This window comes from Pedobacter sp. PLR (assembly GCF_026239675.1).
Classification (GTDB): Bacteria; Bacteroidota; Bacteroidia; order Sphingobacteriales; family Sphingobacteriaceae; genus Pedobacter.
Genome location: NZ_JAPIVQ010000002.1, coordinates 148,235 through 173,620 on the forward strand (window position 1 = coordinate 148,235; position 25,386 = coordinate 173,620).

21 protein-coding genes are annotated in these 25,386 nt (G+C 42.0%); 10 read left to right on the top strand and 11 right to left on the bottom strand.

The genetic code is table 11. The features are described 5' to 3' along the window. Positions 1-2: 2 nt before the first annotated feature. From lipB to OQX61_RS04265, 4 genes are all read left to right on the top strand, one after another. Entirely contained in the window at positions 3-698 is a 696-nt protein-coding gene (gene lipB / locus OQX61_RS04250; RefSeq protein ID WP_265840953.1) for a lipoyl(octanoyl) transferase LipB, read from the top strand. Positions 699-772: 74 nt separating this feature from the next. After that, a complete protein-coding gene (locus OQX61_RS04255) occupies positions 773-1,237 on the top strand; it encodes a DUF5684 domain-containing protein (RefSeq protein WP_265840436.1) in 465 nt (154 codons plus the stop codon). A 12-nt stretch (positions 1,238-1,249) separates the two neighbouring features. Then, a complete protein-coding gene (locus OQX61_RS04260) occupies positions 1,250-1,582 on the top strand; it encodes a DUF2752 domain-containing protein (RefSeq protein WP_265840437.1) in 333 nt (110 codons plus the stop codon). A gap of 46 nt (positions 1,583-1,628) precedes the next feature. After that, positions 1,629-2,318, top strand: a complete 690-nt coding sequence (locus OQX61_RS04265) for an SGNH/GDSL hydrolase family protein (RefSeq protein WP_265840438.1) — start codon at positions 1,629-1,631, stop codon at positions 2,316-2,318. A 36-nt stretch (positions 2,319-2,354) separates the two neighbouring features. Here the strand turns inward: OQX61_RS04265 and OQX61_RS04270 are convergent, their stop codons facing one another. The 11 genes from OQX61_RS04270 to miaB form a co-directional block, all read right to left on the bottom strand. Beyond that, complete coding sequence (locus OQX61_RS04270) at positions 2,355-3,782, bottom strand: L-serine ammonia-lyase (RefSeq protein ID WP_265840439.1); 1,428 nt, start codon at positions 3,780-3,782, stop codon at positions 2,355-2,357. Positions 3,783-3,882: 100 nt separating this feature from the next. Next, positions 3,883-4,539 carry an MgtC/SapB family protein gene (locus tag OQX61_RS04275; RefSeq protein ID WP_265840440.1) on the bottom strand — a complete coding sequence of 219 codons (657 nt, stop codon included), beginning with the start codon at positions 4,537-4,539 and terminating at the stop codon, positions 3,883-3,885. Between the two features lie 52 nt (positions 4,540-4,591). Further along, positions 4,592-5,620 (bottom strand): PorP/SprF family type IX secretion system membrane protein, encoded by a 1,029-nt coding sequence (locus OQX61_RS04280; protein WP_265840441.1) that lies wholly within the window; start codon positions 5,618-5,620, stop codon positions 4,592-4,594. A 2-nt stretch (positions 5,621-5,622) separates the two neighbouring features. After that, positions 5,623-11,613 carry a PKD domain-containing protein gene (locus OQX61_RS04285; protein WP_265840442.1) on the bottom strand — a complete coding sequence of 1,997 codons (5,991 nt, stop codon included), beginning with the start codon at positions 11,611-11,613 and terminating at the stop codon, positions 5,623-5,625. Positions 11,614-11,745: 132 nt separating this feature from the next. After that, entirely contained in the window at positions 11,746-13,386 is a 1,641-nt protein-coding gene (gene groL / locus OQX61_RS04290) for a chaperonin GroEL (RefSeq protein WP_265840443.1), read from the bottom strand. Positions 13,387-13,444: 58 nt separating this feature from the next. Further along, positions 13,445-13,738, bottom strand: coding sequence for a co-chaperone GroES (gene groES / locus OQX61_RS04295; protein ID WP_265840444.1), 294 nt, complete (start codon positions 13,736-13,738; stop codon positions 13,445-13,447). Positions 13,739-13,976: 238 nt separating this feature from the next. Continuing rightward, positions 13,977-14,330: a preprotein translocase subunit SecG gene (secG, locus tag OQX61_RS04300; RefSeq protein WP_265840445.1), complete on the bottom strand. Its 354-nt coding sequence runs from the start codon at positions 14,328-14,330 to the stop codon at positions 13,977-13,979. Between the two features lie 14 nt (positions 14,331-14,344). Next, positions 14,345-15,406 carry a hypothetical protein gene (locus OQX61_RS04305; protein ID WP_265840446.1) on the bottom strand — a complete coding sequence of 354 codons (1,062 nt, stop codon included), beginning with the start codon at positions 15,404-15,406 and terminating at the stop codon, positions 14,345-14,347. Between the two features lie 31 nt (positions 15,407-15,437). Then, complete coding sequence (lptE, locus tag OQX61_RS04310) at positions 15,438-15,950, bottom strand: LPS assembly lipoprotein LptE (RefSeq protein ID WP_265840447.1); 513 nt, start codon at positions 15,948-15,950, stop codon at positions 15,438-15,440. 4 nt (positions 15,951-15,954) lie between these two features. Continuing rightward, positions 15,955-17,184: a sigma 54-interacting transcriptional regulator gene (locus OQX61_RS04315; protein ID WP_265840448.1), complete on the bottom strand. Its 1,230-nt coding sequence runs from the start codon at positions 17,182-17,184 to the stop codon at positions 15,955-15,957. Between the two features lie 19 nt (positions 17,185-17,203). Further along, positions 17,204-18,652 (bottom strand): tRNA (N6-isopentenyl adenosine(37)-C2)-methylthiotransferase MiaB, encoded by a 1,449-nt coding sequence (gene miaB, locus OQX61_RS04320; RefSeq protein ID WP_265840449.1) that lies wholly within the window; start codon positions 18,650-18,652, stop codon positions 17,204-17,206. Positions 18,653-18,822: 170 nt separating this feature from the next. On the opposite strand from miaB, the gene OQX61_RS04325 reads away from it, so the two are divergent. The 6 genes from OQX61_RS04325 to OQX61_RS04350 all read left to right on the top strand — a co-directional run bounded on the left by OQX61_RS04325 (position 18,823) and on the right by OQX61_RS04350 (position 25,386). Then, positions 18,823-19,623, top strand: a complete 801-nt coding sequence (locus tag OQX61_RS04325) for a TIGR04325 family methyltransferase (RefSeq protein WP_265840450.1) — start codon at positions 18,823-18,825, stop codon at positions 19,621-19,623. Continuing rightward, positions 19,616-20,623 (top strand): glycosyl transferase, encoded by a 1,008-nt coding sequence (locus OQX61_RS04330; protein ID WP_265840451.1) that lies wholly within the window; start codon positions 19,616-19,618, stop codon positions 20,621-20,623. Before OQX61_RS04325 ends, OQX61_RS04330 begins: the two co-directional genes overlap by 8 nt. 62 nt (positions 20,624-20,685) lie before the next feature. Further along, positions 20,686-21,165, top strand: coding sequence for a hypothetical protein (locus OQX61_RS04335; protein ID WP_265840452.1), 480 nt, complete (start codon positions 20,686-20,688; stop codon positions 21,163-21,165). A gap of 9 nt (positions 21,166-21,174) precedes the next feature. Beyond that, the gene (locus OQX61_RS04340) at positions 21,175-21,786 is read left to right on the top strand and encodes an RNA polymerase sigma-70 factor (RefSeq protein WP_265840453.1); all 612 of its coding nucleotides are present in this window, start codon (positions 21,175-21,177) and stop codon (positions 21,784-21,786) included. Positions 21,787-21,796: 10 nt separating this feature from the next. Beyond that, positions 21,797-22,837 carry a FecR domain-containing protein gene (locus OQX61_RS04345; RefSeq protein ID WP_265840454.1) on the top strand — a complete coding sequence of 347 codons (1,041 nt, stop codon included), beginning with the start codon at positions 21,797-21,799 and terminating at the stop codon, positions 22,835-22,837. Beyond that, a complete protein-coding gene (locus OQX61_RS04350) occupies positions 22,837-25,386 on the top strand; it encodes a TonB-dependent receptor (RefSeq protein WP_265840455.1) in 2,550 nt (849 codons plus the stop codon). The genes OQX61_RS04345 and OQX61_RS04350 overlap by 1 nt, the downstream gene beginning before the upstream one ends.

Here is a 25,386-nt window from a genome sequence, read left to right on the forward strand (position 1 = left end):
TGATGAATAAGAAAGTAGCATTCATAGATTGGGGACTGACCGATTATCAGGAGGCCTGGGATAAGCAGGAGCTGATTTTTAATCAGACGATAGCGGTTAAAACCGGTAACAGAAACAATGGTACGGAGCTGGAAACACCAAACTACCTGGTTTTTGTAGAACATCCCCATGTGTATACACTTGGTAAAAGTGGTCATCCCGAAAATCTGTTACTGGATGAACAGGGGCTGATAGAAAAAGAAGCTACTTATTATAAAATAAACCGGGGTGGCGACATTACTTACCATGGCCCCGGACAAATTGTAGGCTACCCGATCCTCGATCTGGATAACTTTTTCACAGATATTCATCTTTATCTCCGCACACTCGAAGATGCCATCATGTTAACCCTAAAAGATTATGGTATTGAGTCAGGCAGATCGCCCGGCTTTACCGGTGTTTGGTTAGATGCAGATACTGATAAAGCACGTAAAATCTGTGCAATGGGAGTAAGATGCAGCAGGTGGGTAACCATGCATGGTTTTGCTTTCAATGTCAATGCAGACCTCAGCTACTTCAAAAATATTGTCCCTTGTGGCATCGATGATAAAGATGTGACTTCCATGGAACGCGAGTTAGGTCGTAAACTGGATATGGAAGAAGTGAAGGGTGTTTTGAAAGGACATATCGCTCAGTTATTTCAAATGGAGCTATTCTAATATTCTTATCGTTAACCGTAATTATTTCTTGTTTTTTTGACTGTAAATATTATCTTTATATAAAAAAACGAAATATGGATTACACTTACGTTCCTTCCGAAAGTTTCGGATTTTTCTCAACAGGCTTCGTACTGTTTATGCTTTTCCTGGGTTTGATGAACATCATCGGCATGTGGAAAATATTCGAAAAAGCCGGAAAACCGGGCTGGGCATCACTCATTCCCATTTACAATATGATTGTCCTGGTTGAGATTGTCGGTAAGCCAACCATCTGGATTCTCTGGTTACTAATCCCATGTACCGCGCCGATCTTTGGCATCTGGCTTTTGAACCTACTGAGCAAAAGTTTCGGTAAGGATGAGGGGTATACTGTTGGATTGGTATTATTTTCTTTCATTTTTGTACCCTTGCTAGGCTTCGGACCAGCTAAATACCTTGGGCCTTCAGCTGCGGAAGCACAGCGATTCAATGGAATGAATAACCCATTCGGAGGCGGGAATAACCCTTTTAATCAACCACCAACTACGCCTCAGGCTTAATTGTATAACTTATTGATATATCTGCGATTCGGCTGGTCTTCTTTTATAGGTCAGGCGGATCGCTTTTTTATTCCCTGCCCATTCAAATACCTGACAGGACTGGATTGTCCGGGATGTGGCTTTCAAAGGTCAATGCTTGCCTTAATCAACGGGCAATGGCAGGAGAGTTTTCATCTTTATCCCCCGACAATACCACTGCTACTTACTTTCAGCATCGCTTTGCCAGCTCATTACTTTTATAAAGGGAACTCCGATAAATTGATTAAGGTCCTCTATGTGTTCACAGGAACGATCATCCTGGTCAATTACGGTTATAAAATGTTTACAGGACATCTTCATGCTTAGCTTGTTGCTATAAAACTGTGAGATCGCCTTTCCCGTATATCTAATTATGAAACCCTTTCTGATATCTCTGTTATTATTGGTATTATTGGCTTGCGAAAAAAACAATATAAAAACCATGATGCCTGCAGATACCCTGACTTATTTAGCCATTGGCGATTCTTATACGATTGGAGAGGCTCTTCCGCTGTCCGGCAGTTTTCCGCATCAGCTGAGTAAACGCTTAAATGATAAAGGGCTGGATGTGGGTAGACCAGTGATTGTTGCCAAAACAGGCTGGACAACCTCCGAACTACAGGAAGGAATAAAAGCTGCGGGAATTCAACAGCAATTTGACATCGTTACCTTGTTGATCGGGGTAAACAATCAATACCGTGGAGCGTCGAAAACCACTTACCGTGCTGAATTCAGGGATTTGCTGAAAACGGCAATCGCATTTGCCGGCGGACAAAAATCACGGGTATTTGTAGTTTCTATTCCGGATTGGGGAGCTACTCCTTTTGGCCGTCAAAGTGGCCGGGATACGGAAGATATTGCGAAAGAAATAGATGCTTTTAATATGATCAACAGAGAAGAAACACTGGCGGAAGGAGTCAGTTATACGGACATCACTCCGGCTTCGCGTCTGGCAAAATCAGACGAATCTTTAGTGGCTTCAGATGGATTACATCCTTCAGAAAAAATGTACCTCGATTGGGCAGTTCAGTTAGAATCAAAAATTTTAAAGGGCTTAAAATAAACTAAGCCCTTTAATAAATATATCAGTATTGTCCGGTTAACATTCCGGTAAGCTGATTGGAATATTGGTGGCCAAACCACCATCTGATGTTTCTTTATATTTGGAGTTCATATCCAGTGCCGTTTCCCACATGGTATTCACTACTGCATCTAAACTTACTTTTGCTTTATCAGGATTACTTTGCAAGGCCAGCTGACTGGCAGTAATGGCTTTAATTGCGCCCATGGTATTCCTTTCGATACATGGAATCTGTACCAGACCTCCAATCGGATCACAAGTTAAACCTAAATGGTGCTCCATTGCGATTTCTGCCGCCATTAATACCTGACGTTGAGAACCGCCTAAACATTCTGTTAATGCTGCTGCGGCCATTGCGGAAGAAACTCCGATTTCTGCCTGACAGCCGCCCATTGCCGCTGAGATTGTTGCTCCTTTTTTGAAAATGCTGCCTATTTCAGAAGCACAGGCAATAAACTGCACGATTTTCTCCTCGGTATAGCCATCGCAAAAGGCAATATAATATTGTAAAACTGCCGGGATTACGCCCGCAGCACCGTTGGTAGGTGCAGTCACTACACGACCAAATGAAGCATTTTCTTCATTCACCGCCAGGGCAAAACAACTCACCCAATCCAGGATATAGTTGAAGCCATTTCCACCGGCTCTGACCGCCATCAACCATCTGTCATAATTCGTATAGGCATGGTTGCCAACCAATCTCTTATTCAAAGCACAGGCCCTTCTGGCTACGTTTAGTCCGCCGGGTAAGAAGCCCGCAGTATGACAACCCCTGTAAGTACAGTCCTTCATCACGTTGAAATGTTGCATGATGCCTTTTCTGGTTTCCGCTTCGGTACGCCAGGCCAGTTCATTCTCCATCACTACTTCCGAAACTTTCAATCCGGTAGTCAGACACCAGTGCAAAAGATCTGCGGCTTTCTCCACAGGGAAGGGAAGCTCTACCTGCTCTTTATCACTACCTGTTTCTCCTTCTTTCACCACAAAACCGCCACCTATAGAATAATAGGTTTCAGAAATGGCTTTTCCGGTGTTTAAGAAGGCTTGAAAAGTAACCGCATTGGGGTGGAAGGGAAGGCTTTCAAAGAAAAGAAAAACCAGGTCTTCCTCGTAGTTGAAAGGGATGTCCTTTTCGCCGTTTAAGTTCAATACTTTGTAAGTTTTGATTTCTTCTACGGTAGAATCAATAGAATTCACGTCAAAGGTTACCGGATCTGCGCCAATTAACCCCAAAAGGATAGCCACATCGGTACCATGACCTTTTCCGGTTTTAGCGAGGGAACCGTATAATAAGATCTTGACCTGATCTACTTGTTCCAGCAGATCTTTCTGTTTTAATAATGCAGTAAATTGTTGAGCAGCCCGCCATGGACCTAAGGTATGTGAGCTGGATGGCCCAACACCTATCTTAAAAATATCAAAAACTGAGATCTGTTCCCTTTGCATAATACAAAGCTAAGATAGTTAAGTGACATTTTAGGCTACTAATTGGATGGTTTAAGTGATAAATGCTGCTTTGGAATGATTTTGTGACCCTTTAAGGACCTTAAAAATCAAAGGCAATGATCTTTTTGTCCTGGAGCATGCGGTCTACAAATCGCTTGTGATTTTTGGGACTTCCGATGGCCACCCAGGTCCCACTGATGGTGCCGTTGGCCAGTTCCTGTTTCCCCCTGGTTAGCCTTAATCCCGAACCTTTAAGGTCTTCTTCGTATTTCTCGAGGCTCTCATCTTCATATTTCTTGACGATGCGGTACACTCGTTTGGTGAATCGTTGTTCTACCATTTCCTCCAGAAAAGGAAAGACCAGTAATGCGGCAAGAACGATTAAAGTTACGCCGGTCGCCTGTTCATAATAGCCGGCACCGGTGGCCATACCAATTGCGGCAACAATCCAGATCACACAGGCTGTAGTCAGCCCTTTTACCTGGTTCTCTTCTTTAAAGATGACCCCTGCTCCGAGAAAACCAATTCCTGTGACAATATTTGAAGCGATCCGGTCATGGCTGGTCATCCCGATTTTTATCGATAGAATGGTGAAAAGGGTAGAACCCAATCCGATCATGATCATCGTTTTCAATCCGGCTTGCTTGCTTCTGAGCTCCCTTTCCGCGCCAATCAGGCCGCACAAAAGCGTGGCGAGTAAAAACTTGTTGACTTCTGCCTGCGTCAGGAAGTGGTTGCTTTCTAAAATGTTGTCCATAGCTTATTTCTCAGCTAAAGGTAACAAAGATTTGCCTGAAAGTAGATGCCGGTTAGTAGAAGTCATAACAGCGTAGCCCATTAAATTTATTATAGCTGGAGCTATTTGGGAAATATTTCTCATAACCAATACTTGCCTCCGTTGTTCCGCTGGTATTGGTGTAATTGATGCCGGAAGTGGTGGCGTCATGACTGATCCCTAATCTTAATTTTTCGCCATTGCGATTGCCTTTAAACAGGTCGAATATGAGCGAGAATACAACCGCATCCGGACCGCTCTGTGAGTTGTTGCGGTACCAGAGCCCGGTACTTACACTTTTGTATTTAAACTGTGCACCCAGGCTTAGTGAGCTTGATTTTTCCTGTTTGTAATAAACAACCGAAGGAATGATATAGGGGCCTTCATCATCACCGTAACCACTATATGGGTTTAAAGAAAGGCGGTAACTGGCATTAGCGCTAAAACGCATTGGTAGCTTGGCGACTGTTCCCGTAAAGGATTCGTCGGGCTGATTGAGGTGATGAACACCTAGTCCAATCATAAAATTATGGACGATAATATTTGTACCTGCTGCGGCATCAAAGAAGATTTTATTGTCGATTTGCGGTGGTTGCGCAGAAGAAACACTTCCGGGAATGTAACCTAATCTACGGTCGATCTGATCAGAGAATACCAGTTTATCCCAGTTGATCTGGCGATTGGTGAAACCGGCCTGTATCCCAAAGGAAACTAGAAAATCATCACTACCTACACTGTAGGCATAAGTCATGGCTGCGTTGTTTTTAACCAGAAATGCAGTTCCTTCGCTGCTGCGGTTAAAAATCAGACCTACACCACCTGCAAAACTTGGGATGTTTAAATCTGCGGAGGCCGAGATATAAGATAAATCGCCACTAAGTCCCGACCATTGATTTCTATAGATCATGTTCACGCGGATATCTCCTTCAAATTGTCCTGTTAAAGCGGGGTTTAGATATATTGGCGCATTAAAAAACTGAGAATAAATATGGTCTTGTGCCTGAACGTATAAGCTGGCCCCCATCATCAGGATGATCATTGTCAATTGCTGTCCTCTTTTCATGGCTATCTGATTAAATGTATTGCACCTGTACGTTTTGGGGCAGACTTGTCGTAAGTCATGCCTTTCCATTCCGTTCCATTGATCATTTTTACGTCTATTTTCCAATAGTAAACGCCTTGTGGCGCAGGACTGCCTTTATAATTGCCATCCCAACCTTCTGCGGGTCTGCCTTCGTCTAATTTGGTGGTTTCCCACACGAGCTCAGCCCATTTGTTGAAAACACTGAATTTCCAGGTGGCAATTCCCGATCCTTTGGCGCTAAAGGTTCTCAATTCCGGATACTCACTACCGGGAATGAAGGAGTTCGGTACAAACAGATAGCCCGGAACGCCTTTTATCGTAACATGTTTAAAGGTGCTGGTGAAACAACCTTGTTGATTGAAGGTAGTTAAGGTTACTTTATAAGTTCCTGTATCTGGATAAGTATGGATCGGATGTTGTTTCTCAGAGGTCGTTCCATCTCCAAAGTCCCATGCCCAGGTGGTCGGGCCATTGGTACTCTCATCTTCAAATTTGAAGGTATAATCAGGGATGCTGATGAGGGTAGAAGGGTTCACAAAGAAGGCCGCTACGGGAGGCGGAACAATATGGATGTATTGATTCCTGCTGACAGCGATGCTGCAACCTAGTGTGTTGGTTGCGGTCAGGGTGACGGTATAATATTCCTTGTCTCCATTGTAAACATGTCTAGGTTCAAATTCGTTGGAAGTAGTTCCGTCGCCGAAGTCCCATACATAGCTGAAGCCATCCTGAGTAGTATTTTTAAATTGGACGGCAAGTCCGGCACAACCCAGAGTGATGTCTGCGTTGAAAGCGGCAAGAGGCTGTTCCAATACTTCCACTTCTTCTGTTTCGATAATTTCTGAGCAATTGTTAAAGGCGGTCATGGTGATGGTATACTTACCTGGTTTGGTAAATATGTGTTGCACCCTTCCTGGTGCCGTGGTATTCATGGTTCCGCCGTCTCCGAAGTCGAATGTGAAATGCGTTGCCCCGATAGAGTTATTGTCGAAATTTACGGTTAATGGTGCACATCCTTTTTTCTCATTGGCATCAACCACCAGTTCAGGGGTGATGTTTTGTGGAGAAACCTGAATGTTATACCTTTTGATATCGGTTCCACAATCATTTACTGCTGTCATGGTCGCAACAAAAGTTGTGGTAACTGTAGTATTGTAGGTATGGCTTATCGGTTGGAGCTTATTTGTTGTGGTAATTGTAGGACTTCCATCACCAAAATCATAAGTATAAGTGTTCGTTCCTCCCGGAGAGGTATTGCTGAAATTAACCAACATCGGCGAACATCCTACCGTTTTACTTGGAGAGAATACAGCAATCGGTACAGCTTTAACCAGGAGGGTAGAGGTAACTGTGTTGCTACCGCATGGTGTAGTAGAAGTTAGACTGATGGTATAGGTCAGGTCTCTCCCTGCCGGATCTGGATTAAAATTAACGGGTGCAGGGTTTGCCTGGGTAGAGGTTTGTCCGTTTCCAAAATCCCATAAGAAGGTAGCTCCAGCACTTAGCAAGGAAGTATTGACAAATCTTACCCCCGCTGGTCCACAAATCTCGGTATCACTCTGGGTAAACGAAGCAGGAACCGCTGGTCTGGTATTGAAAACCAGGATATACTCTTTGGTATTACAACCTACCTTAGGTGTTACCACTAGTTTGATGGTGATGGGCTGTCCATTTTCGGTGATAGTATAGTCACTGAAAATTGGACCTGTATTATGGAGTACATCATTGATATACCAGGTATAGATGTCATTGATCAATGGGTGTTCTGCTGCCCTTACATTAGCTGAGTTAATCAGGAAAGGTGCGCAGCCAGTCTGATTAGTAGCAGTAAAAAAGGCAATTGGATCTGGTCTAACGGTAATCGTAACCGGAATGCTGATGCTTCGTTGAGCACCATTGCAGATCGTTGTATACGCGATTCGGCGGTAGGCAGTAGTAGTGGTTAATCTTGGTGCCTGGTAATCCGGACCAGAAGAATTTAGGTTTGCCCATGTGGCTCCTCCATCTGTACTAGACTCCCAGATGTAAAAGAAATTGCCATCGGATCCTACAGGAGTTGTTCCTGTAATGACAGCAGGAGCAACGTCATTACAAATGCTCTGGTCCGCAGAAATTACATTATTAGTGATTGGCGGCTGAACAATAATATCAGTTTCGTTACTGGTTTTCGTACAGGAACCGCTATTCACAATTCTTCTGAAACTGATGCTTTCTCTGAGCGTTATATCAAGGTTTGGACCAGTTTCATTAGGAATTACTGTCCAGGAACCCGTAGGTGTTTTACTTTCCCAGATATAGGTATAAACGCCGTTGCCACCAGTGGGCGCAATTCCAGTGATGTGTATGGTCTGATCATAGCAAATAACAGGACGTGGGTTGCTGATACTTTGGTCAATTGGTTCCAGACTTTTGATGATGACGAAATCTTCTGTTGGACCACAGGGTGCATTACCGGTGATAATCCATTTAAATTCATAAGTTCCACCAATTTGAAGATTTGTTACCTTGGTTTCTGGATCTGTAAGGCTTACAATAGTTGGTGCTGCAGGACCGCTAACATATTCCCAACGACCGGATTCTCCGGCAGCAGGTGCATTTGCGCTCAGGTCGGCCGATACCACTTCACATAATTCCTGATCCGGGCCGGCATTAGCCAGACTGGTTGGCGGTGCAACATTAATCGTGATAGTATTGGTGCTTGCCTCCGGGCAACTTCCGTTTTTAACCACTGCATAATATTGAGTAGCTGTGGTCAGGTTATTATAAGTTAAAGTACCAGTAGTATTGTTTCCGGCAGCAGTCTGCCAGGTTAAACCATTGTCAATAGAGCTTTTCCACTCGACAACAGAACCTCTATTTCCAGTCAGGTTAATTTGACCGGTATTGGTTCCTGAACAAACAGTAGTTCCGCCATTGACAGTCCCTCCATTAATAATTCCTGCAACTGTTGGCTCATTCACATGGATGCTTACCTCGTCTGACGTAGGATCGCATACGCCTGATCCTGTGATGGTCCATTTGAATACATAGGTTCCTCCAGCAACTAATCCCTGTGCAGTAGTAGTTGGAGAATGCTCATCTATATCTATAAAAGTTATGGCATTGGGACCTGAGCTGAGTGTCCAGGTGCCTGTTTCTCCTGTTTTAACGGGATTCCCTGCCAACGTATAGACGTTGGTTGCACAAATTTCTTCATCTAGACCTGCTTTTGCGTCTGTTATGGCAGGATCTACTTTAATAGTAATAGAGAATACTACACCAGGGCAATCATTATAGACTGGGGTGATGTCATAGGTAACTGTACCTTGTGTGGGTCCAGTATTGATCAACACATCATTTATTGAGGTGCTTGCTGCAGCGATCAGCTGCGGGTTCTGGCCTGTTATTCCGCCGGTAGCACTACTTATCCAGGTATATTTTGTGTTTAGTAAAGTTGGGGTTAAGCTGATTCCGGATGGCTTACCACTACAAATGGTAGCTTCGGCAGCTGTCGCAATTGCAGATGGTTTAGGGTATATGGTAACTGTAAAGGTGAATGGAATACCATCGCAGTTGTTTGCCATTGGGGTGATTTCATAAACAACTACCGCATTCACTGTCGGGCTTATATTTAACAGGGTTTCATTTATAATGCCTGTACCTGTACTAGTGCTGAAACCTGTCGCATTCCCATCCAAATTACGGGCAGTCCATTTGAAGGTGCTCAATGGAAGACTACCACTTGATGAAGGGTCGTAACTGGCTGATGTTCCCGAACAAATTTCCTGCGCCGCATTTCTACCCGAGTTCTTAGGGGAAATTAAAATAGTGACTGTTCCCGGGACGAACTTACACTCTCCTTCAATACCTGTGTTAACCATTAAGGTGATAGTTGCGCTACCTGCGTCACGTTCAGCAGGGGATGGCGTAAATGTTGGGGTTAAGGTATTGGTATTCGTAAATGTTCCACCTGCTGTGCTGCTCCACATATAAGAACTGAAACTGCCATTGGTTATCCTGGCATTTAATGTGACAGAAGCATCATAGCAGATCTGAGGAACCAAGTCAATTTCAGGAACAGGAGCCGCAGAAATCTTGATTTCCTGGCTATCCGAGAAAGTACCACAGTTGTTAGTATGAGTTAGTTTGACAGTATAGATTTTGAATTCGGAAAAGTTAATTGTTGGATATTGGGAGTTTGGCGTTGAAGAACCAACAAAGGAATAAGCGCCACCACTTACCTCCCAGAAGTAGGTGGCAGGTAGTATTTCTTGTGTACCACTGACGATCGTTTTTGTTATGCCATCGGATGCATCGAAGGTTAAAGGTCCAGTTTTACAAATTGTCACTGGCCCAGACATATCAGCAAAGGGAGGTGCGTTTACAACGACTCTTTGTGGGAGACTGATTGCTGCACAAGCACCTGATTCTGCCTTTAATGTGATGTTATATATTCCTGGTATGGTAAACGTAAATTGAGGAGCATTGGCGTTAACATTGTATGTAACTCCGGTTGATGGACTCACATTCCATGTATAGGTTACGTTTGGGATACAAATGTTATCAAAAATGGAATTGTTAGTGGGTGTAATTGTTCCAGAGCTGAGGCAAATAGTTGTAGCCGGTAAAGTGAAAATCGGTGTTGGTTTCTTTTGAATACAAATTGGTAAAGAAAAATCGTCTGCTACACAACCGCCACCGAGTGTGTTGGAGGTTAGCTTAACAACATGAGGGCCGTTTGTCGTAAAAGTATGTTTGAAATCGAAGGATCTTGGTTTATTTGATGCAATAGCTACGCCATCAACCCACCAGGTGTATGACATATTATTTGGGCTACAGCCTGCGGAGCTGATATTTCCTTGTTCTCCTGCGGTTGACGAATTTCGAAAGAGGACTTCGTCATCTAAACAGGCAATGGTCGGTGCGATAAATTCATTTTTCGGTCTGGTGACTACCCTTGCCGGTGTAGAAAGAGGTGCTCCGGTTTTGGCACAAAATGGACTTATCAGTCCAACATTTACTGCAAAAGCATTGTATATAATTTGGGTACCTGAGGTATATTGTAAACCACAGGAAGATTTGCTAAAAGAGTGACTTACCTTATTCCCGTTTTTTACAATATCACAGTACGTAAAGTCATTAATGTTTCCATCTCCCCAATCTATCTGGTAAATATTTCCTGGAAAGTTTAAGCCAATGCCATTCTCAGCAATCGAAGTTGTCACCCTGTATTCAAACGTCCCGGTAGGAAAGCAAACGGTATTTCCACTGGTTGTTGTAAATGCAGTAACTGCAAGGTTATTTACTAAAAAATAGGCTTTTGTTCCGATGGTTCCATCAGTCATTATAGCCTTCACATACATCGTATAATGTGCAAGTTTTGCATCAAAGATTTGAGTTCCGTCGTCGCCTTTTGAGCTGAATGTTAATTGTTCGGTTGTGGGAGGGGTAGCTAGCTCATTTGTAATACTAACAGTTGCATTTGCAGCCGTAGACTCGTTGTTAAAACTATATGTAGTAAGAGGATTTCTCTCATCGGTATTACAGGATCCAAAAGCAGTAGGATTTGTCCCAATAGTGGATAAAGAGGTTAGTTTTGCCTCTACAGCAGGTTTTCCAGTTACTATAGTGATCGGTATTGTTGGACCGGTAAATGTTCCGAGACTGGTTGATTTAATTCTCAATTGATAATTTGTCCCCGCTGGCGTTAGGTAAGGGATGGTCCCATTTACAAACGTAGAATAAAACCCTTTATATGTTCCGATTGGAGTAGGGGAAACAAAATTACCATTAGCATCCGAGAGGTACAGTTCAAAATCATTGTTGGTCCTGATGCAATTGGGACTAGCAGAGTCTATTTTGAAAGTTGCCGCTATACTGGATCCCGGAGTATACGGCCCCGGATCGACTATTACTGTCGTGATTTGTGAATAAGAATTCAAGAGCGTAGTAAAGAATACTACAAGCGTTAAAAATAGCGAACGTTTTGCCATCTAAATAATATTTAGATGAATTTAAAACTTTTTTTGCTAATGTTAACAATTTAAATTAATAACTAACGTTCCGCATAAAAAAAAGCCCCGGAATCGAAATTCCGGGGCTTTTTAAATGTTTTTGGATTGGAATTACATCATTCCACCCATACCACCACCACCCATTGGAGGCATACCTGCACCAGCAGGAGCATCTTCCGGATCGTCAGCTAATACGCATTCTGTTGTTAACAACATCGCTGCGATAGAAGCTGCGTTTTCTAATGCTACACGACCTACTTTAGTTGGATCGATAACACCGGCAGCGATTAAGTTTTCATATACATCAGTACGGGCATTGTAACCGAAGTCACCAGTACCTTCTTTAACTTTCTGTACTACGATAGAACCTTCAATACCTGCATTCTGACAGATTTGACGTAATGGCTCTTCGATTGCACGTTTAACGATTGCAATACCAGTAGTCTCATCATCATTCACACCTTTCATGCCTTCTAAAGCTTCGATTGCGCGGATGAAAGCAACACCACCACCTGCAACAATACCTTCTTCTACAGCTGCACGAGTTGCATGTAAAGCATCATCAACACGGTCTTTTTTCTCTTTCATTTCAACTTCAGAAGCTGCACCAACGTAAAGAACTGCAACACCGCCAGCTAATTTAGCCAAACGCTCTTGTAATTTCTCTTTGTCATAATCAGATGTAGTCGTCTCGATTTGAGCTTTGATCTGGTTAACGCGAGCTTTGATGTCTTCAGATTTACCTGCACCATTGATGATCGTTGTATTGTCTTTATCAACAAGAACTTTCTCAGCAGTACCTAAGTAACTAAGGTCAACATTTTCTAATTTATAACCTCTTTCTTCAGAAATTACAGTACCACCAGTTAAGATAGCGATGTCTTCTAACATTGCTTTTCTACGGTCACCGAAACCTGGAGCTTTAACAGCAACAACTTTCAGAGAACCACGGATCTTGTTCACTACTAATGTAGCTAATGCTTCGCCATCTAAGTCTTCAGCAATGATCAATAATGGTTTACCTGTTTGTACTTGTTTCTCTAAAATTGGCAACAATTCTTTCATGTTGCTGATTTTTTTGTCGTAGATTAAGATGTAAGGGCTTTCTAATTCCGCTTCCATTTTATCTGCGTTAGTTACAAAGTATGGAGATAAGTAACCACGGTCAAACTGCATACCTTCAACTGTTTTTACTTCAGTTTCAGTACCTTTTGCTTCTTCCACAGTGATTACACCATCTTTACCTACTTTGCCCATTGCCTCAGCAATTAGTGAACCGATAACTTCATCATTGTTTGCTGAAATAGAAGCAACTTGTTTGATTTTGTTATTGTCTTCACCTACTGTCTGAGATTGTGCTTTTAAGTTAGCAACGATTGCTGTAACCGCTTTGTCGATACCGCGTTTCAAATCCATTGGATTTGCACCAGCAGCAACGTTTTTAATACCAGCAGTTACAATTGCTTGTGCCAATACAGTCGCAGTAGTCGTTCCATCACCTGCGATATCCGCAGTTTTAGAAGCAACTTCTTTAACCATTTGAGCACCCATATTTTCAATAGGATCTTTTAATTCGATCTCTTTTGCTACAGTAACACCATCTTTAGTAATAGAAGGTGAACCAAATTTCTTGTCAATAATTACGTTACGTCCTTTTGGACCTAGAGTTACTTTTACCGCATTAGCCAAAATGTCAACTCCTCTTTTCAGGGCGTCACGGGCTTCTACATTATATCTTACTTGCTTTGCCATTTTAAAATATTGTTGTTAATGATTGATTGTAATAAGGTTGAATAGGTTAATTCAACGACTAAAGTGTAGCGTAAAGATCAGACTCACGCATAATAAGATACTCTTTACCTTCGAAAGTAATTTCAGTACCACCGTATTTACCATATAATACCACATCTCCAGCTTTAACGCTCAATGGGATTAAGTTACCAGTAGCCTCGGCATATTTACCAGGACCTACTGCAACTACTGTTCCTTGTTGAGGTTTTTCTTTAGCTGTATCAGGGATAAAGATACCCGAAGCTGTTTTTTCTTCGGCAGGAGCAGCTTCAATTACTACTCTATCTGCAATGGGTTTAATGTTTAAAGCCATAACTTATTCTGTTTTTAATTTTAAAATTAATGTAAAAGTATTACGTGCCCCAGCTACATCAGTTTCTATGCCAGGCAGGCTGCCTTGCCAAATTTACACGGCATTGTCAGCTAATAGATTAGACGAAAACTATTTTCGTGTCAGAGTGGCAGAATTGTGGATAAAGGAGAGAAAAATGAAAGCACAAAAAAAGTCCGGCATATGCATACCGGACTTTAGATATCTTTTTGAGAATCTCTTATTTCTTTGCAGAATCTGGAGTAGCAGTTGCCGGAGCCGTTGTAGCTGGCGCAGCTCCTCCTAGTGGAGATGGTGTAGGCGTTTTGTCCAAATGTTCCTGGATTTTAGAATCTACAGCTGATGCCGCTGATCCACCTGTTTTTGCAATAGTCGTAATAGATAAAGTAAGCACTACGATTAATGCCAATAATACCCAGGTACCCTTTTCAAGAACATCACCTGTACGTTGAACGCCAAACATATTGCTGCCGGTTCCGCCTGTTGCAAGACCACCACCTTTAGGGTTTTGTATCAAAACAAATAGGCCTAAGGCAACGCAAACAATGATTAGTAAAATAATTAAAAATAGCATAATCGGTTATATGGTTAAATTTTCTTTTCTATGGATTGGATAAGGTCGGCAAAGTAACGGCTTTTTTCTGGAAACTTCAAACTTAATTTTTCATAAGTCTCTATGGCCTTGTCGTAAAGCATTTGTTCAATGTAGATCTTGGCCAGTGTTTCCGAGACAAGGTCGTTATGATCCTCTGCGCTCTTTTTAGCCTTGTTCTCTGTGTTAATATGTTCCGCTTTTGGCGGACTGATCTGCGGATCATTCTTCAGGAAACTATCAATGATATCCGTTCCTTTATGGTGCAGATTCCCCGGAATATATTCCGTTGAAGGCTCCTCTGCCAGTGGACTCTGTAAATGGAAGATGTGCTCCACATACTGTTGTTGCAACTCATTAGACTTGCCAGTCTCCGCAGAATTACCCGACGCGGCTTCAACAGCCACCTTTGGTGTGGTATAAGGCTGAAAAATCTGCTGGTATTCTTTTCTTGTTTTATGTAACCACCACAAAAAGGTGAAAGGCAACTGGTCGTCATCATATTTGCTGACCACCACCGGATCTTCCTGTTGGGCGATTTCTTTTTCTAATGCCGCAATGCGCTCCTCTTCCTGTAAAACAGCTTCAGGAACCGGCTCCGGACTAAAGTTATCCTGAAAAGCGAAAAAGTCAGTAGAAACAATGTTCTCCAATACAAAATCGTCGGTCTCCGGCATTAAGTCTTCCATCACCGGATTCGTTTCCTCAGATTCCGAAGGTACTTCATCCAGCAAGTTCTCCTCTAACGCTTCCGGCTGATTGCTCAGCTGGTCAAAAGCAGGAGAAAAAACAACGTTGAATTTAGTATCTACAAGATATTCCGGCTCATTGAGGAAATTATGAAGCAATTGCCCATTAGTATATAAGGCTGCGGTAGCAAGTACACTATTCTTTTCTACACTTTCCAGACTCGCTTTCGCCAGTAAAAGATGTAATGGTTGAAAAAAAGGATATTTCGACACCAGATCTTTGAGCATAGGCGCATGATCGGGTCTTACCTTTTCAGGTTCCGCTAATAATACTTCCAGTTCTTGTCTCATGTCTATTTCCTGCTCCACGTTGCTAAGTTAACAATTGAATTTTCAAATGCTACCAATTTTCAAATGCACGGTTAAAAATATCCTGTGTGATTAATTCAATCACTTTTCTATTCAGTTCCGGCTCCTGCTGCGTAAAATTCCCACCTGTAGTCGGGAAATCAATAAACCGCTCAATAGGTTCCTCAAAACTTGCCTTAGGATCCAGGTTGTTGGTGTATTTTACATTCACCCGAATGGTCATCCTGTTCATTGGAGAAGTATTCGCAACTCCGCTGTTATTCGCATCAATAATCGTAGTTGGACGGATGTCATAATTGGTAATATTCCCGGAAAACACCGCATTAGGATTATTGGTCGTAATATTCAGACGGGTCTGGTTACGAATCATGTTTTTTAAAGCCTCCGTGATGTTAGTCGCCATAGTCGGAACAACTAAAGTCGCGTTGTTTTCAAAAAAGAGCACATTCGCCGTTTTCATTTCCGTAGGGATAGAAGTTCCGTTAAACTTAATGGAACAGGAACTAAAAGCAACTACAACCAGCAACAACAATATCTTTTTCATTCCTCTAGTTTAAATTCAATTCTTTAATCTTTCTATATAACGTACGTTCCGAAATACCAAGTTCCTGTGCCGCAAACTTGCGTTTTCCCTTGTGTTTCTTCAATGCCTTTTTGATCAGGTCAGATTCTTTATCGATGAGCGACAAAGACTCTTCCACCTCTTCCGCTTCCTGCGTATAATTATAATCTAAAGGCGCATTCTGAACCGGCTTCTTAATGGTAAACGTAGGCTCATTAACCGTTTGGTCTACCTCCTGATAAAGCTGATTAATATAATGCGTATTGTCTGCGATGACATGGGAAGTATTTCCGCCGCTTTGAATGATCTCCGCAACCAGTTTTTTCAACTCCATCATGTCCTTTTTCATGTCGAAAAGCACCTTGTAAAGGATGTCGCGCTCGGTATAGTCTTCCTTAGTACTGCCATTGATTGCCATCGGCAAATTGGTCGCACTTTCATTCGGAATATAGTTTAGCAAGGCCGCAGCCGTTACATTACGTTCTTTTTCTAATACACAGATTTGTTCGGCAATGTTTTTCAGCTGTCTGACGTTACCCGGCCAGCTGTAATTGCTGAGCATTTGTATCGCATCTGGTTCCAGCTGAATTCCCGGACTTCTGTATTTATCGCTGAAATCAGCAGAAAATTTTCTGAACAAAAGGTAAATGTCTTCCTTACGCTCATGTAAAGCAGGAATGCGCAAAGGCACTGTATTCAATCTATAGTATAAATCCTCACGGAATTTACCAGATTTAACGCGGTTATAAACGTCAACATTGGTCGCTGCAATGATCCTGACATCAGTTTTTTGTACTTTAGAAGAACCTACGCGCAGGTATTCGCCACTTTCCAGAATCCTCAGCAAGCGTGCCTGCGTGCCTAATGGCAATTCAGCAACCTCATCCAAAAATATCGTTCCTCCATTGGCCACTTCAAAATATCCTTTACGGGCTTCATGAGCACCGGTAAAAGAGCCTTTCTCGTGTCCGAAAAGCTCTGAATCTATTGTTCCCTCCGGAATAGCTCCACAGTTGACCGCAATAAAAGCACCATGTTTGCGGGTACTCATCTGGTGAATGATATGGGAGAAAACCTCCTTACCACTTCCACTTTCTCCCGTAATTAGTACAGACATGTCTGTTGGCGCAACTTGTCTGGCGATATCTATTGCACGGTTCAATAGCGGAGAACCTCCGATGATGCCGAACCGGTTTTTAATGTCTTGTATGTCCAAAGTAATTTGTCTTTATTGATTAAACAATTTCAGGTACTTCAACGGCAATGGTTCCTAATAAGGTTGCAGAGGTACAACGGTCAATGTAAACATTCACATATTGACCACCTTTAACACCCGGCGTTGCAGGGAAAACTACCATCGCATTCTGGTCATTTCTACCACAAAGGTCAAGATCAGATTTTTTGGAAGTACCCTCCACTAAAATTCTAACAGTTTTTCCAACAAATTGTTGTAGGCGCATTAAAGAAGTTTCCTGTGCTTTCAATAATATCTCCGCTAACCTGCGTTTTTTCACGGGTTCAGGAATATCATCTGCCAGTTTTCTTGCAGCAAGTGTACCTGGTCTTTCAGAATAAGAGAAGGTAAAGGCAAAGTCATAACCTACATAATCCATGATGCTCAATGTTTCCTGATGTTCTTCTTCCGTTTCTGTACAGAAGCCGGCGATGATATCTGAGGAAATTGCGCAACCAGGAATAATGCTTCTGATGGCTTCGATTCTATTGATGTACCACTCTCTGGTATAAGTTCTGTTCATTAATTCCAATACCCTGGTGCTTCCTGATTGGATTGGCAGGTGGATATAATTACAGATGTTATCGTATTTGGCGATGGTATATAATACCTCGTCAGTAATGTCTTTAGGGTGTGAAGTAGAAAATCTAATCCTTAACTCAGGACTGATCAAAGCTACTTTTTCCAGTAATTGTGCGAAATTCACTTCGATTTCCGCAGTTTCTTCCGCATCGGCACCTTTCCATTTGTAAGAATCTACATTCTGTCCAAGTAAGGTCACCTCTTTATAGCCTTTGTCGAATAAATCCTGTGCTTCTGCAAGGATCGAGTAAGGATCTCTGCTACGCTCGCGTCCTCTGGTGAATGGAACTACACAGAAAGAACACATGTTATCACAACCACGCATGATCGAAATAAAGGCAGTGATGCCATTGGTGTTTAACCTGACCGGACTAATGTCCGCATAAGTTTCCTCGCGTGATAACAACACATTGATGGCTTTATGGCCATCTTCCACCTGGTTGATCAATTGAGGAAGGTCGCGGTAAGCATCAGGGCCAACCACCATATCCACCAATTTCTCTTCTTCCAGAAATTTTGATTTTAAACGTTCTGCCATACACCCTAAAACGCCAACCACCAATTTCGGGTTTCTGCGTTTTTCCGCAGAAAACTGCGACAGTCGGTTGCGGACTCTCTGCTCCGCATTTTCGCGGATAGAGCAGGTATTGATAAATACTACATCTGCTTCGTGATAATCACTAGTGGTCTCAAAACCCTGATCTTTTAAAATCGAGGCCACAATCTCACTATCTGCGAAATTCATCTGACAGCCATAGCTTTCAATGTACAACTTTCGGCCATTAAGGACCTCTGGTGCATCAATAACTAAAGCCTCGCCCTGGCGCTCTTCATCGTGTGTCTTATCGGTAAGCTGTAAATCAATCATAAATGGTTAACATTTTTCTGGGTTCCAAAAATACACAATTAATTTCAGAAATGACAAAGTGGCAGGGTCTTAAACGGAAAGAAAATTTTATGAAATATTCCGGGAAACCTATAGGACTTTTTTAATGATCGGTTGTCCTTGAGGTAAAATTGATTAAAATCCCTCTAAATATGTTTAAAAGCCTCTTCGCAAAAAGTCCTAAGCAATTGTATGGATGGTTCGGTGATTACTCCTCCTGGGCAGAAGTAGCCGCAGAAACCAGCGGATATGACGCAGGAGTGATTCTTGAAAAAACAAAAACAGCCATTCTGAAAGTGAAAAACGGGGAAGCGGTATATGAAAGAGACTCAGTCAACTTTAATGAGAAACAATATCCATTTCCATTAATCTCTTTTTTGTTGCATAGCGCTGCACTCCAAAAGAAACCACTTCATGTGCTTGATTTTGGAGGTTCACTCGGCAGTACCTATTTCCAGATTAAAGAATTTTTAACACCGGAAATCTGTGCCAGCTGGAATGTGGTAGAGCAGGATCACTACGTAGCCACCGGAAAAGAACATTTTGAAGACGACCGGCTTAAGTTTTACCACAGCATAGCCGATTGCCAGAAAGCGAATGCGATCGACCTGGTGGTGCTCTCTTCAGTAACACAATATCTGGAAGAACCCCATGAGTTTTTGAGTCAGCTGGCCAGTTATCAATTTCCTTTTTTACTGTTCGACCGTACCGCCTTTCATTATGGTGATCAGGATCGACTCACCTTGCAAATTGTGCCGCCGGAAATTTATGAGGCTTCTTATCCCTCCTGGTTCTTTAATCAGCCCCGTTTTCTGAACCATTTTCAGGATCATTACCAGCTGGTCGCTGAATTTACCTCCTACGTAAAAGGAGAAGAAACCATGCAAATCAATGGGCAGGAACTGGGTTACGACAAAGGTTTTTACTTTCAAAACAAATCAATATATGCTTAACTTCTGTACACTTTTTAATACTACTTATTTTTCCCGTGGTTTGGCAATGTATCGTTCTCTCGAGCAATTTTGCCCTGATTTTCACCTGTATATCTTTGCGTTTGATTCCCATTGCTATGAAGCATTGTCAAACATGGCATTGCCAAAAGCAACCATCATCTCCCTGCAGGAATTTGAAAATGAAGCGCTATTGGCGGTAAAACCAACGCGTACGGAGCAGGAGTATTGCTGGACTGCCGGTTCTTACACAATTAAGCATTGTATTGAGCATTTTAAACTGGATCATTGCACTTATGTGGATGCTGACCTGCTCTTTTTTAGCAATCCACAGGTTTTAATCGAAGAGATGGGGGAGAAATCAGTGCTGATTACGGAACATCGGTACACGCCCTGTTATGACCAGTCTGGCACAAGTGGGATTTACTGTGTGCAATTTATGACCTTTAAAAATACAAAAGAAGGGATGGAAGTATTGAACTGGTGGGTTTCTGCTTGTTTAGAATGGTGCTATGCCAGGATGGAGGACGGTAAATTTGGAGATCAGAAATATCTGGACGATTGGACAACGCGATTCAGCTGCGTACATGTTTGTCAGCATCTGGGTGCCGGTATCGCGCCATGGAATGTTCAACAGTATGCCTTTAAGCTTAAATCAGGGAAATCAAAGGGACAGGTTTTATCCGGAAATCAGGAATTCGATCTGGTATTCTATCATTATCATGGCTTTAGTTATTCTTCGAACAATAGCTATATGATTGCACCAGCCGGATATCATTTGGGCAGAAATCAGATCAAACATATTTACAAACCTTATGTACACGCACTTTCTATTGCAGAAAATCAAATTAAAATCTCTGTAGAGGGATTGGTTCCTTATCACATAAATAATGAATTTGCATGGGTGAGGAATGTTATGCGCCGTTATCTGGTGTTTTCTTTGCGGGGTTATTATAAGAATTTTTACACCAAAAGATCTTTTCAATATGGATTTATATATTAATAAAATGTAACCCTACGGATCTTTAATAAATTAGTATTTTAGTTGCCTGTTAAAATACTAATATGAGGGGTGTTAAAGGTCAGGGGTTTACGTTGTTCAAAATAGGGGTGTTATGCATGGTCATGGTTTTTGGAGGCTGTAAAAAGCAATCGGAAAGCAGTCAGAAAATTAAACCCCCTGTAAGGTCTTATGTGGTTACCGCCAGAATAGATAAAAAAGGTGCGAATACGGATTCGGAAGGTACAGCAGTATTGAAAGGCAAATATGATGAGGGGAGTAAATTATTAAGCTATTCTCTGGAGTATGACGCTATTGTTCCTGAGCAGATCAGTTTTCGAAATGGCGTAAAAGGTTCAAAGGGGACCTTAATACAGGAGATAAAATTGCCGGCGGAAACAACTAAACCGGGGCCTTTGTCAGGAGTAATTGTATTAACTCCGCTGCAAGAGCGAAATCTGTTGAAGGGGTACTGGTTTGTAGTCATCAATACTTTGCAACGATCACCTGAAGTTTCAGGAGTTCTTACCTTGAAACAAATTTAAAGGCAGATCATGAGCAATGACCCGATGAATACCGCTCCTGATGATGATTTGTTGCTGATGAATGCCATCAGAAATAAAGATAAAAAGGTATTTGAAGCCTTTTATAAAAAGTATTACCGGCAGTTGTTTGCCCTGGCCTTCAGGTATGTAGGGCAAACAGAAGCTGCAGAAGAAATTGTACATGATTTGTTTATTAATATTTGGAATAAAGCCGGTCAGTTAAATATTCAGTATGCGATGAAAAGTTATTTGTTCAGGTCAATTGTAAATGCCTCCCTCAACTTCCTGAAAAAGGAAAAGCGGAATGCTGCAAAGCAAAGAGGATATGTTAGCCTTCAACAGCCTGAAAATCCGGAAGACGACCGACGCAATGAGGAAGAATTACTGTTGAGAAATCTGGAGGAGGCTTTGGAATTGCTGCCGCCCAAATGCAAAGAGGTAATGTACCTCAGCCGCTTTGGTAAATTAAAACAACAGGAAATTGCAGATCAGATGAATATTTCTTTGAAAACTGTTAAAAACCATTTGACCTATGGCTTTCAGAAATTGAGAGTAGAGCTAGCGAAATCCGGAGCAATACTGATGTCGATATTTCTGATGCTAAAAGTGATTTTACGATAAACCGCCTGCTATGAATAATAATGAAGCTAATGAATCGTTTATTTTTTCTCTGATCATAGAAGATCTGGAAGAAACAATTAGTGCGGAAAATAAAATAATCCTCGATCAATGGAGGAAGGATGCTGTTGAAAATGAAACACTCTATCAGGAATTTCATGGCTTGCAGACCAACCTGGATAAATTGGTGGAACGCCATGAGGTTGATGCCCATCAATCCTGGACTATACTGGATCAGAAACTTAACCAGCAGGCATCTCCTGTAGTTATAGAAAATACAACAGAAAACCGCATAAAAGATCAGCCACTGAAGTTGATAAAAAATAAAACCCTGCCTTATTTCTGGATGAAAATCGCCGCTACATTACTGATTTTATCAACACTCGGTTATGGCTACTTTTTTTGGAAAAATAAGGATGTTGTGATCAATACCGGAACAGCAGTGCTCAGCAATGTGGTGCTTCCGGATGGGACAGACCTGAAACTTAATGCCGGAACAATCATCAGTTATAGCAAAAATAATTTCCTGGCAGACCGTAAACTGGTGCTGGTAACAGGAGAAGCTTTTGTTCAGGTGGCCGCCAATTCCGACTCACAGTTTAGAGTGGAAATGGGCGCAATGGAAGCAAAAGATATTGGAACACGCTTTAATATCAGTAGAAACGATGCGCAATCGACGGTTATCGTAGAAGAAGGGGAAGTGGAGTTCCGGGAATCTGGTACCGCCAGGAAGGTGAATCTGACTGCCGGGAAACTAGGTGTTTATGATGTAACACATAAAACCCTGGTTGCCCTGGATAATCCGGATCTTAATTATAAAGCCTGGCTCGACAAAAGGTTTGTTTTCACAGAAGTTCCACTACAAGAGGTGGTTCAAAAGCTGGAAAAAGTGTACCAGACGAAGATTGAGATCGAAGGACAAAGCCTGAAAGATAGAAAACTGACTGCTAAACTACAGTATCAGGACCTGGATAATGCGCTTGAAGTAATCTCTGCCTCATTAGATTGTAAGCTTTCTAAGGCCGGTGGTAAATTCGTTTTATCCGTAAAATAATGACTTTCTCTTCGCGGATCTTTAGCCTCTTTTTACTGTTCTTTTTGGTTAGTACATCTGCTGCCTTCGCGCAGCATAAAACGATACTAAGTCAGCCTGTCAGTATTCAAAGACCTGCTGACTCCCTGATCAGGGTATTACACCTGTTAGAAGAAAAAGCAAAATGTAGCTTTGCCTTTGACCCGGATTTATTGCGAAATAAAAGAACAATTCCCCTGAATTTTCTGCAAACCCCATTGTCGGAGGTTTTAAGTCAGGTCCTGTTTGGAACTAATCTGGGCTTTAAACTGGTGGGGAATGATATCGTGATCAGCCCCCTGAAAGAAAAGAAATGGACCATCAGTGGCCATGTTCGTGACCAGGCTAGTGGAGAGGTGTTGATTGGCGCTACTGTTTATCTTCCCCACCTGGGGCTGGGCATCAATACCAATCAATATGGTTTCTTTTCTCTATTTATTTCCGAAGGCATCCATCAGCTACTGGTCTCCAATACCGGTTTTCAAACAAGGGAAGAAAATATTCGCTTAGATCAGGACCTCCAACTCAATCTGGAACTTACTTTAAAGACCAATCGATTGGAGGAAGTTGAAATCAAATCCAGTAACATTAACCCAAATCCAATTCTTTTAAATGAGCAGAATTTTGGCGCCAGTCAGTTAAATAATGCCGCTTATTATGCCGGAGAAATTGATGTGGTGAAAAAACTGCAAATGCAGAATGGCATCAAAGCATTGTCGGAAGGCAGCTCCGGAATGTTTGTAAGAGGAGGGAATTCCGATCAGAATCTGATTTTACTGGATGAGGCCATTGTTTATAATCCCTCACATTTATATGGACTGGTCTCCGTTTTTAATCCGGATGTGGTCAATAATGTCCAGGTTTACAGAGATTACATCCCCGCAAATTTTGGGGGCCGACTTTCGGCTGTCGTGATCAACCGCATGACCGAAGGGAACAATAAAGAGTTTCATTTAACCGGAGGGCTCAATTTCCTTTCTGCCCGTATCGCCGCTGAAGGACCTATCGTAAAGGATAAAAGCTCTTTTATCTTCGCCTTCAGAAGAAGTCTGCTGGACGTTTTTCGTAGCAAATTTAAATTGTTTAATCCCTTTTCTGTTTACTACGACATCAATGCCAAGGCGAACTATAAGCTCAATCAGAACAATACCATTTTCTATTCTGTATATGCCGGAAAAGATAAATTGCTTTCTGAAAATGCCTATACCAACAATTGGGGAAACCTGACTTCCACCTTTCGCTGGAACCATGTTTTTAACTCCACCATCTTCCAGAATGTATCTCTGATCTATAGCAATTACAATAATGTGCTGGACCTGAATGCAGATACTTTATCGCAAAAAACACAGTGGCTAACGCGGGTGAGAGATGTCACCCTGAAAGCAGATTATACGTATTACCTCAGCCCACTGAATCAGATTAAATTTGGGGGATCTGGTATCTATCATATGTTCAACCCCGGAGAGGTAAAGCAATCGCCAAATGATGAATTTAATATCCGTGGAGACCAGAGCTTCGAGGCTGCACTGTATTATGCCCAGCGCCTCAGTTTAAGTCCACATTTTGAACTGGACTACGGCCTTCGCCTGAGCCTGTTTAAAAATAATGAGCTGCGTAATAATGTGTTTGACCCACAAGGAAACAGGTTGAAAATACATGAGATAAAGTTATTTGTAAATCCAGAACCGCGCCTAAATTTCAGCTATCTTCCGACAGCAGACCAGCGCTATTTTTTTACCTATAACCGGAATTATCAATACCTGCAGCTGATTCAAAATAGTACCCTGGCCTTTTCTTCCCTGGAACCCTGGATTCCAGCCTCAAAAACGATTAAACCACAACATTCAGATTATTTCTCCCTGGGCTACCGATATGTTCCTAATCAGTATATCTGGTCTGCAAATGCTTATTACAAGTTTATGGACCACCAGCTGGAATTGATTGACCATGCCCAGATCATCAAGAATCCAGAAGTGAGAAAGCAGCTCAAAGCAGGAAGTGGCAGGGCTTACGGCCTGGAACTGGAAGTGACGAAGACAGAAGGCCGGTTTTCAGGTACCCTGGCTTATAGCTATTCCAGGGTGTTCCGGAAAATCGCAGACCTCAATTTTGGGCAAGAGTTTGTAGCCAATTATGACATTCCTCATGAGCTGAAAATTACCACCAAATATGAGCTGAATAAACGCTTGTCCTTTCAGGGATTCTTTATTTATTCAACAGGCAGGCCATTAACGCTTCCTGTCGGTTTTTACCAACATGATGGTCTAAACGTGCCGGTTTTTGAAGAAAGAAATACAGCCAGATTTCCTGTATTTAGCAGAATGGATGTTTCTGCACAGTATCAGTTTCGAACCCGAATGCCAGGACGGCGATTCCTGTCCAGCATCCTGTCTGTTGGTGTTTACAATCTTTATAACCGTAAAAATCCTTTATATTATCATTTGAATTCTTCTTCTTTTGAGGCAAAAAAGAGTAGTATTGAATATAGTTTGGGATTCTATCCATGGATCGCTTATAGTTTTAAAATTTAG